Source organism: Streptomyces sp. NPDC001714 (assembly GCF_042892755.1).
Classification (GTDB): Bacteria; Actinomycetota; Actinomycetes; order Streptomycetales; family Streptomycetaceae; genus Streptomyces.
Window position 1 is genome coordinate 744,062 of the sequence record NZ_JBIAUL010000002.1, and the last position, 17,711, is coordinate 761,772.

Annotated in this window: 11 protein-coding genes; 4 read left to right on the forward strand and 7 right to left on the reverse strand. The window is 73.0% G+C overall.

Annotated features, from left to right (window positions below; all coding sequences use genetic code 11):
* Positions 1–7 precede the first annotated feature (7 nt).
* The 3 genes from ACFY0P_RS07910 to ACFY0P_RS07920 are packed head-to-tail and all read right to left on the reverse strand — an operon-like array spanning position 8 to position 6,356.
* Positions 8–4,549: an FtsK/SpoIIIE domain-containing protein gene (locus tag ACFY0P_RS07910; RefSeq protein WP_388908498.1), complete on the reverse strand. Its 4,542-nt coding sequence runs from the start codon at positions 4,547–4,549 to the stop codon at positions 8–10.
* Positions 4,550–4,608: 59 nt separating this feature from the next.
* The gene (locus ACFY0P_RS07915; protein ID WP_388908500.1) at positions 4,609–5,787 is read right to left on the reverse strand and encodes a hypothetical protein; all 1,179 of its coding nucleotides are present in this window, start codon (positions 5,785–5,787) and stop codon (positions 4,609–4,611) included.
* Entirely contained in the window at positions 5,784–6,356 is a 573-nt protein-coding gene (locus tag ACFY0P_RS07920; protein WP_388908501.1) for a sigma-70 family RNA polymerase sigma factor, read from the reverse strand. Before ACFY0P_RS07920 ends, ACFY0P_RS07915 begins: the two co-directional genes overlap by 4 nt.
* Before the next feature lie 298 nt (positions 6,357–6,654).
* Here ACFY0P_RS07920 and ACFY0P_RS07925 point away from each other — a divergent pair, with 298 nt between their 5' ends.
* Complete coding sequence (locus tag ACFY0P_RS07925) at positions 6,655–7,599, forward strand: ricin-type beta-trefoil lectin domain protein (RefSeq protein ID WP_388908503.1); 945 nt, start codon at positions 6,655–6,657, stop codon at positions 7,597–7,599.
* A gap of 13 nt (positions 7,600–7,612) precedes the next feature.
* Here the strand turns inward: ACFY0P_RS07925 and ACFY0P_RS07930 are convergent, their stop codons facing one another.
* Complete coding sequence (locus ACFY0P_RS07930) at positions 7,613–8,275, reverse strand: polysaccharide lyase family 7 protein (RefSeq protein ID WP_388908505.1); 663 nt, start codon at positions 8,273–8,275, stop codon at positions 7,613–7,615.
* Between the two features lie 241 nt (positions 8,276–8,516).
* Between ACFY0P_RS07930 and ACFY0P_RS07935 the strand changes: the two genes are divergently transcribed.
* On the forward strand, positions 8,517–10,829 hold the full coding sequence (locus tag ACFY0P_RS07935; RefSeq protein WP_388908854.1) for a Tat pathway signal sequence domain protein: 2,313 nt from the start codon (positions 8,517–8,519) through the stop codon (positions 10,827–10,829).
* Between the two features lie 26 nt (positions 10,830–10,855).
* Positions 10,856–12,757: a glycoside hydrolase family 97 catalytic domain-containing protein gene (locus ACFY0P_RS07940; protein WP_388908507.1), complete on the forward strand. Its 1,902-nt coding sequence runs from the start codon at positions 10,856–10,858 to the stop codon at positions 12,755–12,757.
* Here ACFY0P_RS07940 and ACFY0P_RS07945 read toward each other — a convergent pair.
* Genes ACFY0P_RS07945 through ACFY0P_RS07955 form a run of 3 tightly spaced genes read right to left on the reverse strand, consistent with a single transcriptional unit; the run spans position 12,748 to position 16,411 of the window.
* Positions 12,748–13,662, reverse strand: coding sequence for a squalene/phytoene synthase family protein (locus ACFY0P_RS07945; protein WP_388908509.1), 915 nt, complete (start codon positions 13,660–13,662; stop codon positions 12,748–12,750). The two genes, ACFY0P_RS07940 and ACFY0P_RS07945, sit on opposite strands and share 10 nt — an antisense overlap.
* A 55-nt stretch (positions 13,663–13,717) precedes the next feature.
* Positions 13,718–14,680, reverse strand: coding sequence for an alpha/beta fold hydrolase (locus ACFY0P_RS07950; protein ID WP_388908511.1), 963 nt, complete (start codon positions 14,678–14,680; stop codon positions 13,718–13,720).
* Positions 14,681–14,710: 30 nt separating this feature from the next.
* The gene (locus tag ACFY0P_RS07955) at positions 14,711–16,411 is read right to left on the reverse strand and encodes an MFS transporter (protein WP_388908513.1); all 1,701 of its coding nucleotides are present in this window, start codon (positions 16,409–16,411) and stop codon (positions 14,711–14,713) included.
* A 241-nt stretch (positions 16,412–16,652) separates the two neighbouring features.
* On the opposite strand from ACFY0P_RS07955, the gene ACFY0P_RS07960 reads away from it, so the two are divergent.
* Positions 16,653–17,711: LysR family transcriptional regulator (locus ACFY0P_RS07960; RefSeq protein ID WP_388908515.1), on the forward strand; the 1,059-nt coding region annotated here is incomplete at its 3' end.

The following is a 17,711-nucleotide window of genomic DNA, read 5'->3' on the forward strand; positions in this document are numbered from 1 at the left end:
GGGGCGGTCAGGCCCGCAGGGGGGTGAGCGGCACCTGGAGGGCGAGCAGCGCACCGCCCGGCCCGGCCGTCCACGCCCGGCCCGGGTGCGTCGACGCCCGGACCACGCTCGGCATCAGGCGTACGCCGACCAGATCGCCCTCGGTGAGGTTCTTCGGTGCGAGCAGCAGGCCGCGCCGCGCCCGGCGGGCCGCGAGCGTCCAGCCGCTCATGCCGCTCTGGAACCCTTCCGCCGAAGCCGCGTAGACCAGCCCCAGGCCCTGGTCGCGGCCCGAGACGGCGATCTCCTTGAGGAGCTTGTCCGCCGCCGAGCTGGTGAGCAGATCGGCGTCGTCGATCACCACCACCTTCGGCCCCGGCAGCGCGTCCAGCGCCGCCCGCACGGTGTCCGCCGACGGGTCGTTCTCGGTGAGCACCGTCGCCGTGGCGTGCCGCTCCAGGGCGCGCAGCGGCGACTCGCGCGGGGTGAGGACGACCAGCGAGGTACCGCCGGCCAGCAGGGAGACCGCGATCGAGGCGAGGGTGTTGCTGCGGCCCGACCCGGCCGGCCCGAACACCCCGAACGCCGAGGCGGAGCCCGCCAGATCCGTACCGACCGGGCCGCCCTCGTCGCCGCCGACACCGAGCAGCCCCCACATCGGCCGCCGGTCCGTCTCCGCGACCTTCTCGTAGGCCTCGGCGAACTCCACCGAGCGCGGCAGCACCGCGACCTGGAACGGCCGCCGGGCGTCCGGCACCTGCGCGTCCCGCTTGCGCGCGGCCTCGCCGATGGTGCGCAGGGCCTCGGCCTGTTCGGTGCCGCCGCCGGCCGCGAGCTGTGCCACCTGGGTCTCGGTGCCGCTGAGGACGTGCCAGCCGCGGCCCGGCGGGATGTCGGCCGGGATCTTGTTCGGCATCATGCCGACCGCCTGGTAGTCACTGCGGTCGCCCTGCCGCAGCAGCAGCTTGTGGTCGTTGTGCGCGGCCATCCGCCCGCCCAGCAGGGAGCGTTCGGAGGTCGCGATGACATGGATGCCGGCCGCGGCGCCCTCACGGATGAGCCGGGTCACCTCCTGCACCAGCTGGCCGTGGTCGTGCTCGTCGATGATGACGGACAGCGAGTCCCAGCCGTCGATGAACAGCAGGATGTGCGCGGGCCGTTCGGCCTTCGGCAGCAGCTTGCGCAGTTCGGCGATGCCGGTCGCGCTGTGCGTCTGCGCCAGGTCCTGGCGCTCGGTGAGCTCCCGGTTCAGGCGGTGCAGCATCCGGCCCAGCCGCTCCAGGTCGTGCCGGGAGACCACGCCACCGCAGTGCGGCAGCGCACCGAGCGCGGTGAGTCCGCCGCCGCCCGCGTCGATGCCGTAGATGTGCACGTCGGCGGTGCTCGCCGCGCGCGCGGCCGACCCGGCGATGGTCCGCAGCACCTGGGTACGGCCCGAGCGCGGGGCCCCGATGACGTACAGGTGCCCGAAGGTGGCCAGGTCGGCCACGGCCACCCGGCGCTGCTGGAGCTGCGGCACGTCCTCCAGGGCGTACGGGATCACCAGCCGGCCCTCGCGGGTGGCGCCGAGCTCGTCCAGGTCGTCCAGGACCAGTTCGCGCTGGAGCGGGGGCAGCCAGGGGCTGGGCTGCGGGGTGAAGTCGTCGAGCAGGTCGGCCGCGGTGCGGATCTCCTCGACGAGTGCCTGGAGGTCGGTCGGGGCCGGGCCCTGCGCGGGCGCCACCGTCACCGTCCGCGCCTCGGCGGGCAGTTCGGCGGGCCGGCCGAGCGCGTCCCAGCCCACGTCCACCGCACGCACCGGCTTGCGGGGACCGGCCTCCGGCTCGGCCGCGGCGGCCGGGGTCTCCCGGGGCCGCTCCGCACCCACCCAGGCGGTCTGGAACGGGTCCGCCTGCTTCGGCCCGCGCCGCACCAGAGCCCGCCCGGGGGTGCCGGAGGAGATGTCGACGGCGTCCTTGACGTCGATGATGTCCTGGCTCTCGGTCATGTCGGTCACCCGCAGCGCGATCCGCAGGTTGGTGTTGGCGCGGATGTCACCGGTGACCACACCGGCCGGGCGCTGGGTGGCCAGGATCAGGTGGATGCCGAGCGAACGGCCGCGCTGCGCGATGCTGATCAATCCGGGTACGAAGTCCGGGACTTCGCGGACCAGGGTGGCGAACTCGTCGATGACCAGCAGCAGCCGGGGCAGCGGGGCCAGCGAGGGATCGGCGGCCCGCTTGGCCCGGTACTCGGGGTGGTCCTTGGCGTCGGCGGCGGCCAGCACCTGTTCCCGGCGCCGCAGTTCGGCGCCGAGCGACTCCAGGGCCCGTTCCACGAGGTGGGCGTCGAGGTCGGTGACCATGCCGAGGGTGTGCGGCAGGCTGGCGCACTCCTTGAACGCGCTGCCGCCCTTGTAGTCGACCAGCACGAAGGTGAGCTCGTCGGGCCGGTTGGCGGCGGCCAGCGAGGCCACGAACGTCTGCAGCAGCTCCGACTTGCCGGAGCCCGTCGTACCGGCGACCAGGCCGTGCGGTCCGTCCTGCACCAGGTCCAGGGAGAGGGGTCCGTCGAAGCCGGTGCCGATGAGGAAGGAGGTGGAGGCGGGATCGGTCTGCCAGCGGCCCAACAGGGCCTGCGCGTTGGGCGGTTCCTGGTCGAGGAGGTCCAGGAGCCGCACCCGCTGCGGCAGTCCGGCGTCGTGTTCGGGGCTGACGTCCCGGATCGGGGCCAGCGCACGGGCCACCTGCTCGCACCACTCGGGGGAGACCCGGTCGGCGCGCACCGCCGGCAGGTCAGGCGCGCCCGGCCGCCGTACGGTCAGCCGTCCGTCGGCGGCGAGCACGACACCCGTGCTCTCCTCGGGCAGCAGCCGCTCCTGCTCGTCGAGACAGACGCTGAAGATCCGCACCCGCGGGCCGTCCGTCAGCACCTGCACCATGCCGGGCACGTCGCGCAACCGCCGTGCCCCGTCCGCGATCACCAGCACGTCGGGCTCGGTGAAGACCACGTCGCGCTCGTTACCGGCCTGCCGGCGGCGCGACTGCACCTGGGAGACCAGTTCGCTGATCCGGGCGGAGGTGGACTCCGGGTCGTTGCCGATCAGCACCACGGGACCTCCGGCCGTACCGGGCTTCAGGTGCGGCAGCCAGCGGGTCCACGCCCAGTCCGCCACCCGGTCGGGCTCGGTCAGGACGACGATCCTCAGGTCGCGCGGACTGTGCAGCACACCGGCCTGCGCCACCAGCCAGCGGGCCAGCGGCTGCACCTCGGCGGCCGGACCCGCGACGCCCACCACACCGTGCGCGGTGATGTCGACACCGATCGGCGTGTCGGGGATGTTCCAGCGGATCGAGCGGTGGTTCTCGTCCCGCGCCGGATCCTCCAGCTCCCGCACCGACGGCTGGTCCACCGTGCCCAGGCGCAGCACCAGATGGTCCGGGTCGCGGCGGCGCCGCTCCCAGAGCCGGCCGCCGGGACCGGTCGCGATCAGGGCCACGGCCGCCGGGTCCGGGCCGGTCTTGTCGCGCACCCGCCGCTCGCCCACCACCGCGTCCCGGACCTGCTCCTCCAGGACGTCACGGCGCCGCTCGTAGGCCGCCTCCGACTCCAGGAACTGCTTGCGGGCCGCACGGCGGCCGGTCGCCCAGTTCGACAGCATCATCATCGGACTGAGGAACAGGAACACCAGGAAGTAGTACGACTTGAAGATGCTGACCATGAACAGGCCGAGGACGATCGGGGAGATCATCATCACGGTCGGGAACGGCCGCTTCTGCGGCGGCGACGGCGGCTGCGGCAGCCGGACCCGCTCGGCGTCCAGGTGCGGGGCGATCCGCGGGGGCCGGTTGTAGTCGACGCCGTAGCCGTCCGCGGACGGCGTGACGGCCGCGTCCGCCTCGACCGGACCGCTCATCCGCAGCAGCACCGGACCCACCGTCAGGTCCTCACCGGCCGGCCACGGCACCGGGCCGGGGCCCGCCGGGCGTTCGCGCGGCGGCTGCGGGCGGGGCCGGCGCAGCTGCGTGATGGCGTCGTCGGGCGGCGGCGAGGCGAGCCGGGCCCGCACGGCGGCCTCGGGATCGCTGTCGATGCGCTGCCAGGCCGCGGTGCCGTCCGCGCCGACCGTCACCCACAGCCCGTGCTCGGGCACCCCGTCGGCGGCGTCGAGGCGCAGCGCGCACAGCGGGTCGGTGCCGATCTCGTGGCTGCCGGGGCCGAGTCGCCAGGTGCGCCCGGCGCCGGGCCCGGAGACGAGGTGCACCTCGGCGAGCACCCCGTCCCGGTCGCCGTCGTCCTGGACCCGGACCAGGTCGGCCGGGCGGGCCGGGCCGCCGAGCCCGACCAGCCCGCCGTCCCGGATCCCGCTGCCGGACACCGGCGTGCCGGGATCCAGCCGGTGGTCGCCGGCGTAGAGGTTCCGGGCCCGCGGCGCGCCGGCCGCCGCCCAGTCCGCGCCGCCGGTGGCGGCGGCCTCGTCCTGGGACAGGGCGGCGGCGAGATCGCCGACGGTGGCGTTCGAGGGAAGCCGGACCTGGTGGTCGCGGCGCTGTCCGTCCGTGGCGTCCACGGTGGTGATGGTGAGGTTCACGGCTCCCAGCCGGGCATTCGTTCGTACGGGATCGGGGGACGGGTACGGCGGTTGAGGCGTCACTGTGCCTGTGGCGAGGACGCGGAGACACCCGCCGCTTCCGAGGTGCTCGGTTCCGCGAAGTCGTCGTCGCTGTCGGCGGCCGCGGCCGGAGCGGGCACCGGTGCGGCGGCCGGCCCGGGCGCGGGGGCCGGCCGGGTCGCGGAGACCCCGGTCGGCTCGGCGACGGGGGCCGTACCGGCGTCGAGGTCCGGCTCGTCCGGCAGCAGGTCGGGGTCGGCCGCCGACACGGTGTCCGCCGGAACCACGGCTTCGTCGTGCGGGAGGTCCGGGCACGGCGGCAGCGCGGCCAGCGTCCGGGCCACGGCCCGCGACAGCGGCAGCACGTCGACCCGGGCGGCGGCGGGCGCGCCGTGCACCGTGAGCACCGCGTCCGGGGCGATCTCCAGCAGCCGGGTGCGGCCCCGGGCCACGCCCAGGCTCAGCAGCCGGACCCCCGACGGCAGCGGCCGCTCCAACGGGTCGGCGCAGACCGCCACCTCGATGCCGGGCTGCCCGACGACCGCCGCGGCCGGCATCCCCGGATGCCGAGGGTGCACTCCGGCGGCGATGACGACCCGGCCCTCCGGCAGCCGGGCGTCCACCTGGGCGGCCAGCGCCTGGAGCACGGCGCGGGCCGAACGGGCGGCGCGCGGCGGGCCGTACACGGACAGTGCGGGCGGACCCGAACGCACGTCGAGCAGTACGGCGTGTCCCATGTCGTGGCCCACGCACACCAGCAGCGGTACGGCGGACTCCACACCGTCGTCGGTCAGATCGGCACGGTCGATCCACCACAGCCGCGGGTCGCTCTCGTCCGCGGCCCAGGGCTCCGGCGGCTCGCGCAGCGCGTCGCCGTCCGCCGCGACCAGCACGGCCATCCACTCCGGGCCGGCCAGCACGCCGTAGGGACGGACCCCGGGCCGGACGGCCGCGGCCAGCGCCGTGGCCCGCTCGGCGTCGGCCCAGACGGCCGGGTCGCGCAGCAGCCGCACCAGCAGGCGCAGACCGCGCCGGTAGCGCAGCTCCGTGCGGACCGGACCCGTGAAGGCCTTCGCGGTCAGGCTGATCTCACGCCCGAGCCGGCGCCACAGGGCCTTCCAGCCGCCGCCGCGCCGGACCAGCCAGTGCGTCACGGCGAGGACCAGCACCAGGACGCCGACGAGGCCGAGCAGAGTGGTGACGGTGTCGGAGGTCATCGCGTCTCTCCCCGGAGATGCTCGGTTCCGGCCGGGCGGCAGCCGTGGGATTCGAGGGTGGTGCGCAGCGCGCGGATGCCGTGGTGGGTACGGGACTTGACCGTGCCCGGCGGCAGCCCGAGCCGGCGGGCCACGTCGTCGCCGGGCTGGCCCAGCAGATGCACGCGGACGACGGCCTCCCGGTGTGCGGGAGCGAGGGTGCGCAGGGCGGACACCAGCACCCGGCGGTCACCGACCTGTTCGGCGTGGTCGGGCACCGGCGTGGGGGCGGCGCTGCCGAAGTCCGCCGCCGTGAGGCCCACCGGGATGCTCCGGTCCCGGCGCCGGCCGTCGACCACGAGGTTGCGGGCCACCCGGAACAGCCACATCCGGATGGGCCGGTCCCGCCAGTCCAGCCGGCCGGCCGACTGCCAGGCCCGCAACAGGGTTTCCTGGACGACGTCCTCCGCGCCGTGGGGGTCGCGCCCCATCATGCTGGTTACGAAGCGGCGCAGGCTGTCGCGCTCCGCGAGAAGGAGGCCGAGCGTCCGGTCCGCGCCGTCGGCGCGGTCATGGTCGATGAGGCTCACGGCCTCCGCCTTCCGGTGTCGGTGGTGCTGTTGTGCTGTCGTGCCGGGTTGCTCTGTGTCACTGTGAAACGTGTCAGGCACGAACGCTAGCGCGAATAGCGCCAGTTCCCGAAGTCGCCCTCGTCCCGGACTTCAACAGGTTCGTCACAGGCAACTCCGCATAGGTGGACGGAAGGTGACGTTCGGCCGGATCTTCGGGGACGGGCGGGCGGATCGGTGCCGCGCCTTGGTTACTGTTCCTGTGCCCCGCATGTTCCGGGTGTTCCGAGACCTTCACGAGAGACCTTCAGGAGACGACGTGCCGCCCCTTCGCAAACCCCGGCCCTCGGCGGAACGGCCCGGTACGACGACGGGACGTTTCAGCGACACCTTCGCCCGGCGGCCCGCCGTGCCCCGCCGCGGGCTGGTGCCGGGCGTGCGGGTGTGGGCGACCGTCGGCGCGGCGGCCGGGCTCACCGTCGTCGCCGCCCTGGCCGTACCGCTGCTGAGCAGGGTGGACCTCTTCCCCGACCCGGACACCACGCCGACATCCGTGGTGGCGGCGGGGGAGCCGACGACGCTGTCGGGCTCCACCGGATCCGTGTCCCCGTCGCCGTCCTCGTCCCCGACGCCCTCGCACACCCCCTCCCACAAGCCCGGGAAGACCACTTCCGGCGGTTCCGGGTCGGCCGGCGGCACGGGCACCGGCTCGACCGGGCAGCAGTCGGGAGGCGGCTCCGTCGGCTCCGGTTCGCACTCGACCTCGAACTCCGGCTCCACGTCCTCCGGTTCCAAGTCCGGCGGCTCCAAGTCCTCCTCGTCCGGCGGTTCCTCGTCGGGCGGTTCGTCGTCGGGAGGCAGCGGTACGAAGACCACCACCGCCCCCGGCGTGAAGCTCATCGGCACCGGGTCCGGCCGGTGCATCGACGTCACCAACGCGGGCGGGGACGGCACCCGGCTGGAGATCCTGGACTGCTCGGGCGCCGCCAAGCAGAAGTGGGTCTTCCAGTCGGACGGCACCATCCGCTCGCTCGGGCTGTGCATGGACCTGGCCTGGGCCAACACCGCGAACGGCACCGCGATCCAGGTCGCCAAGTGCAGCGGCAACCGCGCCCAGCTGTTCTACCTCAGCGCGCAGGGCGACCTGGTCAGCGCCCTGGCCGACAAGTGCGTCGACGTCACCGACAACGGCACGGCCAACGGCACCAAGCTCCAGCTGTGGACCTGCTCCGGCACCCCCAACCAGAAGTGGCGCAAGGGCTGACGGCCGAGGCCGGTCACCTGGTCCAGTAGCGGAGGTTGCGGAAACGCGCCTCCGCACGGCCGGAGCCGTGGTTGTAGACGCCGTTCTTGAAGTAGCGGGTGGCCGGGCCCCGGTCGTCGACGGTCAGGACCAGGGAGTCGTCGAAGTAGACCTTGAGGGTCCCGGTCCCGCTGCGCGCCCGGTGGGCGATCTTCACGTTGAACCAGGCGTCGTACGCGTCCGTCCTGAGCACCGTGCCGTCGTAGCGCCGCACCGTGCCCCCGTCGGTGTCGTAGACGTCGAGCATGATGTCCGTGGCCGGGGTGCCCGAGGGGTGGACGCTGCGCAGGATCTGGACGAAGGTCGCGCCGTCGGTGCCTGACGGCAGATAGACATCGGCGTCCCACATGTGGTCACCCGTGCCGTAGTCGACCTTCCAGCGCATCTCGGTACGCGGGTCGGTGTCGCTGCCCTCCTCGAACGGCTCGTCGGTGGCGTACACCCACATCCGGTCGACGCCACCGCTGGAGCTGTGCCGGTCGCTCAGATCGAGGTTCCAGGGCTTCTGCCAGCTGTAGGTGAACGACGTCCGCGTCCACCCGTCGGTCGGGGCGGCGGCCGCGACGGCCACGGCATCGGTCAGGGGAAGGGCGGCCAGCGCTCCGGTGCCGGCCCGTAAGAAGGATCTCCGGTTCATCGACTGTCCTTTCCGGTGGAGGAGCCGAGAGAGATGACGCGACCGCAGGCAACTCCAATACATCGGATGAGTCAAGGACTTGAGTCAGGGTTATTGATGTGAACGCCGAGCTCAAGCCAATTGGATGACTCAAGTCGGTGTGGTCTTCGCTGTGCTGGGGTTGTTGACAGGTGCAAGTCGGGTCCCTAGGTTCCCCGATACACCCGATGTATCGATGATCCGTCAGGTATGGAGGACGATGATGACCTCGCACCCGGAGCAGCCTTCGCCAGTGCCCCGCAGAGCCGTGCTCGGCACCGCACTCGGCGGCGCGGCGGCCGTGACCCTGTCCGGAACCGCCCACGCGGCACCGGTGGATCGACCGGCCGCCGCAGGAGCCGGACACCCCTGGAAACTCCGCAACACCATGACCACCGACGGCGCCTGGGACCGTTTCCTGCGCGGCCAGGACCTGCTGTGGACCAGGCTGCCGACCCTCTGGTACGAGGGGCCGTTCCTCGGTGACGGGCTGCTCGGGAGCATGATCTACCAGGAGCCGGGCGCCAACCAGATCCGCCTGACCGTCCAGCACGGCCGGGTCCAGGACCACCGTCCGGAGTTCGGCAGCGGCTGGGGCACCGCCCGCCTCCCCGTCGGACACCTCACCCTCGAACCGGTCGGCACCATCACCGCCGTCGACTGGCGCCTCAGCCTGTGGAACGCCGAACTCACCGGCACCGTCACCACCACCGCAGGCACCTTCACCCTCGCCGCCCTCATCCACGACGAGGTCCTCGCGGTCCGCGCCACGGCCGCCGGTGGCGAGCACGTCACCTGGACCTTCCACCCCGAGGAGGCCGTCAGCCCCCGCAAGGTCCAGGAGGCACCGCCCGCCGGTTACACCGCCAACCCGCCCTGGACCACCCGGACCACGGCCGACGGCACCGAGCAGGTCCTCCAACCTCTCACCGGCGGCGGACAGACGGCCACCTCCTACCGCCGCAGCGGCGACGAACTCCTGCTGAGCGTCGGCCACAGCTTCCCCTCGGACAGTGCCGCCGAGGCGGACTCCCGGCGTCAGCTGCGCAGTGCTGTGTCGTACAGCACGCTCAGGCGACGCCATACCCGCTGGTGGCACGCCTTCTACCGGAAGAGCTTCGTGTCGTTCCCCGACCAGCGGCTGCAGAGCTTCCACTGGATCCAGCTCTACAAGGTCGCCTCCGCCAGCCGCGCCGACGGCCCGGTCATGGCCACCCCCGGCCCCTGGCTGGAACCCACCCCCTGGCCCGCCGTCTGGTGGAACCTCAACGTCCAGCTCGAATACTGGCTCATCCACGCCTTCAACCACCCGGAACTGGACTCCCTCGCCACCACCCTGCGCCAGAGCCAGGAACAGCTCACCGCCAACGTGCCCGCCGCCTACCGCTCGGACAGCTCCGGCATCGGCCGCAGCTCCGACATGTTCGCCAACCGCGAGGTGGGACGACCCGGAACCGGCGCCGAGACCGGGGACCTCACCTGGGCGCTGCACAACGTCTGGCTGTCGTACCGCCACTCCATGGACAAGTCCCTCCTGCGCGACACCGTCTACCCGCTGCTGCGCCGCACGATCACCTACTACTGGCACTTCCTCACCCCGGGCAGCGACGGCAGGCTGCACCTGCCGAGCACGCTCTCGCCCGAGTACCCGGTCGTCCCGCCGCAGGACACCAACTACGACCTCGCCCTGATCCGGTGGGGCTGCCAGACCCTCCTCGACTCCGCCGAACTGCTCGGCGTCGACGACGAGTTGAAGCCCCGCTGGCAGGAGATACTGGCCCGGCTCACCCCGTACCCGGTCGACGACAACGGCTTCATGATCGGCGCGGACACCCCCTACGCCCAGTCCCACCGCCACTACTCGCACCTGCTGATGGTGTACCCGCTGTACCTCGTCAACTGGGACCAGCCGGAGAACCGCGACCTGATCACGAAGTCCGTCGTGCGCTGGCACGCGCTGACCGGCGCCCACCGCGGCTACAGCTACACCGGGGCCGCCTCGATGTACGCGATGACCGGCGACGGCGACACCGCCATCGGCTACCTGCGGAAGTTCTTCGACCCCACGACCCGCTACCCCTGCCGGGCCAACACCCACTACACCGAGGCCGGTCCGGTCATCGAGACCCCGCTGTCCGCCTCGCAGTCCCTGCACGACATGTTCTGCCAGAGCTGGGGCGGGATCATCCGCGTCTTCCCGGCCGTCCCGACCGCCTGGGCGGACCTCACCCTGCACGACTTCCGCACCCAGGGCGCCTTCCTGGTCAGCGCGGTACGGAAGGCGGGCAGCACCCGGTTCATCCGCATCCGCAGCATGGCCGGCGAGCCGCTCAAGCTCCGGCACGGCCTGACCGGCCCCCTCACCGTCCTGCTCGACGACGGCACCCCGGCCCGCACCCACGACCTCGGCGACGGCACCCTCGCCATCGACCTGCCCCGCGGCCGCGAGGTCCTCGTGTACTCCGGCTCCCGCCCCGACCTCGTCATCGCCCCCGTCACCGTCAGCGAACCGGGCGCGGCGTGGGGACTGCCGTAAACCACCGACCGGAAGGCAGGGTTCACATGGCCGTTCCACTTCCGAGAACCATGGTCGCCGCGCTCTGTGCCGGGCTGGCGGCCGCCCTCCTCACCACCGCGCCGGCACGGGCCGAGCAGCAGCGGCAGCCGCCGCACACCTGGACCGTGACCGAGGCGGCCCACGCGCCCCGCGCCCGGATAGCCCTCGACGCCACCACCGGCGCCCTCAGCCTCGCGGTCTCGCGTGACGGCCGTACGGTCATCGAGCCGTCGCCCGTCGGGATCGTCACCCAACAGGCCGACTTCTCCCAGGGGTTGCGCCTCCTGCATCGCAAGGACCGTACGGTCGAGGAGCACTACCGGGCGAGGTCCGGCAAGCGCCTGGACCGCCGGGTGCGCATGAACGAGACCCGGCTGTCCTTCGCCACCGCGGCCGGCGCCCGCCTCGACCTCGTCGTCCGCGCCGCCGCCGACGGCATCGCCTACCGCTACGTCCTGCCCGCCGGGTACGGCGACGTCCTCGGCGAGACCTCCGCGTTCAACCTGCCGGCGGACGCGGGCGCCTGGCTCAGCACCTACCGGGTCGACAACGAGGGCCAGTTCAACCAGTACACCGCCGCGACCGCCCCGACCGGCGAGTACTCGGACCAGGCCCTGTTCGCCACCGACGGCGGCTACACCCTGCTCGCCGAGTCCGACCTCACCGGCACCTACTCCGGCGCCCGGCTCGCCCACACCCAGGGCACCGGCACGTACCGCATCAAGCTCGCCGACAGCCAGGTGCACACCGACGGGTCCCTGACCACCCCCTGGCGTGCCATGATCACCGGGGACCTCGCCACCGTCACCGGGTCCACCTTCACCGACGACCTCGCCTCGGCCTCGAAGGTCTCCGACACCTCCTGGATCCGCCCGGGCACCGTCCTGTGGACCTGGCTGGCCGGCGGCCGCACCGCGGGGCAGAGCCTCGACGCGCAGAAGGCGTACGTCGACTACGCGGCCGCACACCACTGGCCCTACGAGGCCGTCGACTCCGGCTGGTACTTCAAGAAGGACGAGTGGGACGTCACCGACCCCGAGTGGCAGACCGACAGCTGGATGCCCCAACTCGTCGACTACGCGCGCGCCAAGGGCGTCGGGATCATCGTCTGGATCCACCAGCGCGACCTCGACACCCCTGAGGAACGCGCCCAGTGGCTGCCCACCCTGGAACGCTGGGGCGTCAAGGGAGTCAAGATCGACTTCATGAACTCCGAGGCCCGGTCCATGTTCCAGTGGTACGACACCGTCCTCGCGGAGACCGCCGCCCACCACCTCATGGTCGACTTCCACGGCGCCACCCTGCCCAAGGGCATCCAGCGCACCTGGCCCCAGGTGATGACCATGGAGGCCGTCGGCGGCGAGGAGAAGCGCACCAACACCGCAGCCCACCTCACCACCCTGCCCTTCACCCGCAACGTGATCGGTTCGATGGACTTCACCCCGGGCGGCTTCCAGCGCGTCGGCCTGCGCCCGAACTCCGACGCGGCCGAGGTCGGGCTCACCGTCGCCTACGAGTCGGGGCTCCAGATGTTCGCGGGCACCCCGGAGTCGTACGACCAACGGCCCCTCGCCCGGGACTTCCTCGACCAGGAGCCCGCCGCCTGGGACGACACCCGGCTGCTGGCCGGCAGCCCCGGACAGGAGGCCGTGCTCGCCCGCCGGAGCGGGGACCGCTGGTTCCTCGGCGGGGTGTACGCCGGTGCCGCCCACACCGCGACCGTGCCCCTGACCATCGGCCGGGGCCGATGGCTGGTGCAGACGATCCGGGACGGCGCCGACGGACTCGTCCAGGACAGCCAAGTCCATCAAGCAGGCGACGAGTTGAGCATCGACGTGGTCGCCAACGGCGGCTTCGCCGGGATCGCCTGCCGCTGGCACCCGGGCGTCACCACCTGCTACCGCTGAGCGCGCACCGCCGCCCGGCGGGCACCGGCCAACAGCTTCAGGGTGCCCGCCGTGGACGGTGACGCCGAACCGTGCAGCACCCCCGTACCACGGGCCAGGACCGCCTCGGCGGTCATCAGCTCGATCTCGATGAGGGCGCTCACCATCGGCCGGTGGGCGGCCGGCATCAGCCCCAGCACCTCCCGCCCCGACCGCAGGTCGGTCCGGGCCGTGTCGACCTCGTGCTCCACGAGGGAGCGCAGCCCGTCGGAGGCCCGGCCCGCCTCCAGGTCCTCCACCGTGACCGAGAAGCGCTTCAGGGTCTCCGCCGGGATGCCCAGATGTCCGTCCCGCAGGTCCTCGGCGAGGTCGTTGACGAAGTCCAGCCGCTGGCTGCCGTCGATGAGCGTGCGGCAACCCGCCCGGAACCGCCCGCCGGGGTCGCTCTCGGGTCCCAGCAGTCCGGCGATCGGCAGGAAGGCGGGCAGCGAGTAGGCGTCCACATAGGCCTGGTAGTCGGCCTCCGTCGCGAAGCCGTCGAACCGCAACTCGGCTGCGGCGGTGGCCAGATAGGCCTCCACGACCGCCCGGTGCCGTGGGTACGCGCTGACGGTGTGCAGCAGGGTGCGGATCAGCGGATCGTCACTGGTCCCGGTCTCCAGCGCGGTGCGCACCCGCTCCTCCCAGACGTCCCAGGCCGCCGCCCGCTCAGGCTTCGGGCCGGAGTCCAGGAGCTTGTCCCCGTGGTGCATCACGGCCGTCGCGGCCACCACATGGGGCAGCACGGCGGGCGGCAGCAGCACCCGGCAGGCCAGGTAGGCGCTGCGCCGGTACTGTCGCACCAGCCGCCGCTGGATGCTGTAGTCCCGGCGCAGTTCCGGGTCCGTGACGCCTGCCGCCGTCAGGGTCTTGTTCCACGTGCTCACGAAATGATCGTAGAGGCTGCCGCGGACCGCCCGGCCGGGGGCGTGAACCGGGCTCTCAGGAGCAGGACTTCAGGAACTCCAGGAGCGCCGCGTTCACCTCGTCCGGCCGCTCCTGCTGGGTCCAGTGTCCGCAGCCCGCCAGCCGCAGCGGTTCGCGCACCAGGTTCGGCATCAACTCGGGCAGACGGGCGATGAGTTCGGGCGTGCCGGGGAACGCCGGTACCAGGTCGCGGTCGCCGTACACGTACAGCGCGGGCGGGGTGACCACGGCGCCCTGCCAGGGAGCGGTCAGTTCCCAGTTGCGATCGAGGTTGCGGTACCAGTTGAGGGCGCCGGTGAAGCCGTGCGAGAAACTCTCGGTGAGCGCGTCCAGGTCCGCCTCGGTGAACCACTGCGGCAGGGTCTGCGGATCCGGCATGTCCGCGAGCCAGCCGCGCCCGGGGTCGACCAGCGGCTGCCGGATCTCACCGGCGCCGGCGCCCTCCCCGGAGGCCATGGTGAAGAACTTCCGCAGCGTGGTGCGCGGGTCGCGGGCGAACTCGGCGTCGGCGACGCCCGGACGGGCGAAGTAGTTCCAGTAGAAGCGGCCGCCGAACCTCCGGTCCATCGTCTCGAGCGGCGGCTGCGCCCCGCGGAACGGCGGCGGCACGCTCAGCCCGGCCACCCCGCGCACCAGGTCGGGGCGGAACAGCGCGGTGTGCCAGGCCACCGGCGCGCCCCAGTCGTGCCCGACGACGAACGCCCGCTCCTCACCCAGCTCCCGGATCAGGCCGACGACGTCACCGACCAGGTGGAAGATGTCGTACGCCTCGACGTCCGCGGGGTGATCGCTGCTGCCGTACCCGCGCTGGTCGGGGGCGACCACGTGGAAGCCGGCGGCGGCCAGCGGTCCGAACTGGTGCTGCCAGGAGTGCCAGGACTCGGGGAAGCCGTGCAGCAGCACGACCAGCGGGCCGGAACCCGCCTCGGCGATGTGCAGCCGGATCCCGTTCACGTCGACCATTCGATGCTGAACCATGTGCACGAGCGTACGCGCGATGATCTTCGGCTACCCGTCCTGGACGGCTTGGGAGGCGGGGGAGACGTCCTGAGCCGGCGGCGGTGCGGTGGGCCGGTTGCCCTTCCCCGCGGCGATGGCGGCGTCGAAGGCGTGGGTGGCCTCGGGCGCGGTCCCGGGCAGCAGGAAGGACCGGGCCTGTTCCTCGAAGCGCCGGTCGGTCACGGTCTGCCGGGTGTGGTGCTGGGCGAGGTGCTCGGCCCACGACCCGACGAGGTAGTTCTCGATGAACCGGCCGGGTTCGGTGCCGTCCTCGTACAGGCCCCAGGTGAGCGCCCCGGTACGGCGCCGTGAGCGGGCGACGTTCTCCATGGCCCTGGCGAAGGCCACCCGGTCGTCCGGGGAGACGTGGTAGACGATCGAGACGAGAACGGGGCCGTCCGCCGGGCCGGGCTCGTAGACCAGGGGCGGGGCCGGCCAGTGGTCGGACGGGGTCGGGTCGATCCGCGCGGCGTCGTACAGCGGCCACAGCGGGACGGTGGCGGCGGTGACCACGAGCAGGCCTGCCGCGACGAGCAGGGCGGTGGCGAGCCCCGCGCCCTGGGCCAGCGCGCCCCACAGCGGGGCGGCGAGGGCTTGGCCGCCCTGGAAGACCAGCAGGTACACGGCGAGTCCACGGGCCCGCACCCAGCCCGGCAGCCGGGTCTGGGTCGCGGCGTTCAGCGTGGACAGGACCGCGATCCAGGCCACCCCGGCCGGCAGCAGCGCGACCGCGACCACCCAGGTGACGTGGACCGTGGCCAGGACGGCCAGGACCACCCCGAAGACGACGGCACCGGCGGCCAGGACGCCGTTGGCGCCGAGCAGCTTCTGCAGCCGGGGCAGCAGGAACGCGCCGCCCACCGCACCGAACCCGACGGCGGCCAGCAGCAGGCCGTAGCCGCCGGACCCCAGGCCGAGCGAGTCACCGGCGACCAGCGGCAGCAGCGACCACACGGCAGCCGCACCGGGGATGAACAGCGCGGTGCGCAGCAGCACCCGCCGTACGCCCGGCGCGTTCCACACGTAACGGCGGGCCGCGTACAGGGCGGTGAAGAACCCCTCGCCCTCGGCGGCCGGGACGGACGCGCCCACGGGACGTTTCCACAGCAGCAGCACGGCCACGATGCCCAGATAGGAGACCGCGTTGAAGGCGAACGTCCACCCTGCGCCCGCCGCCGCGACCAGCACACCGCCGACGGCCGGTCCGATGGCGCGGGCCAGGTTCATGTTGACCGCGCCCAGCGCGGAGGCCTGGCCCAGCTGGGCGCGGCCGACGAGCTCGGGCTGGATCGCCTGCCAGGCCGGGCTCATCAGGGCGGTGCCGCAGCCCAGCAGAAACGTCAGCGCGAGCAGCGCACCCGGGGCGAGCGCGTCGGCGAAGGCGAGCACGGCGAGGACCGCCGCCACCGCGCACATGGCGACCTGGGCGACGACGAGCAGCCCGCGCCGGTCGAACCGGTCGGCGAGCACCCCGGACGGCAGCGCCAGCAGCACGACGGGCAGGCTGGACGCGGTCTGCACGAGCGTGACCAGGGCGGCCCCGTGGCCGAGCAACAGCCACTGCGCGCCGACCGTCTGCATCCAGGTGCCGATGTTGGACACGAACTGCGCGATCCACAGCGCCCGGAACACCGGCAGCGCCAGCGGCGCCCAGGCCGAACCGGGCTTCGGGGAGCCACCTCCGCCGTCGTCCTTCGTGGTGACTGCCATGTCGCCGCCGCTCCGCGAGAGGTGGGGCCGGGCCGGGCGCCCCGGTCCTCGCCGTCCTTGCTTTCCTACGCGGCTTTCTTACGCGCCGAAACCGCGCCCCCGCAAGGAGAGACGCCCTCCCGGCTCGCACTCTGCCCGAACGGGCAGCCACCCGGGGCGCGGCAGGCGTGTCGCACGCCCCGGGATGGATCTCCCAGACGCATTGATTGACTCGAATGCATCGGCAGGAGAGATTGACAGCATGGAGCTGCGGCATCTGAAGTACTTCCTGGCGGTTGCGGACACCCACAACTTCACTCAGGCCGCGGCGCGTTGCTATGTGGCGCAGTCCGCGCTGAGCCAGCAGATCGCCCGGCTGGAGAAGGACGTCGGCGCCCCGCTGTTCCACCGCACGAGCCGGTCGGTACGGCTGACCGCCGCCGGTGAGCTGCTGGAACCGCTGGCCCGGCGCATCCTGGCCGACGTCGACAACGCCCAGGCCGCCCTGGACGCGCTGGCCGGGCTGCGCCGGGGCCGGCTGCGGCTGGGCCTGGTGCAGACGATGGCCGTGTCCTTCGACATGGTGGAGGTGGCGGCCGAGTACCGCGCCCGCCACCCCGGCATCGACCTGCGGGTGTCCAACGCGCCCAGCTCGCGGATGGCCGCCGCGGTCCTCGCCGGCACCCTCGATGTCGCGGTGGTCGGCATGGCCGCCCGGGAGGTGCCGGAGGGCCTGGACCACCGGGTGCTCGGCAGCGCCCCGCTGGTCGCCGTCGTACCCCGCGAGCACGCCCTCGCCGACCGCGACGCCATCGACCTCGCCGATCTGCCGGACAGCCACCCGCTGATCCAGTTCTCCCGCGGGAGCGGCCTGCGCCGGCAGGTCGAGGCGGCCTTCGCCCGCGCCGGCGTCGAGGCGGGCCAGGAATTCGAGGTCGGCCAGGTCCACGACATGATCCGGCTCGCCGTACGCGGGGTGGGCGTCACCGTCGTCCCCCGCTCCTCCGTCGTCGGCCCCGGCTCCCTGCTGGGCCTGGACACCACCGACGAACTGCCTTGCGGCGCCCGGATGCTGCGCCTCGTGGACGACGAGGCCGTGCACCACATCTGCGTGGTCTACGACAGCACCCGGCTGGCACCGGCCGGCGCGGCCTTCCTCGACGTGCTGGACCGGCACAGGGCCGAGGCAGCCGACCGGCACAGGGCCGAGGTGGCTGAGCGGCATCGGGCCGAGGTGGCTGAGCGGCATCGGGCCGAGGTGGCTGAGCGGCATCGGGCCGAGGTGGCTGAGCGGCATCGGGCCGAGGTGGCTGAGCGGCAT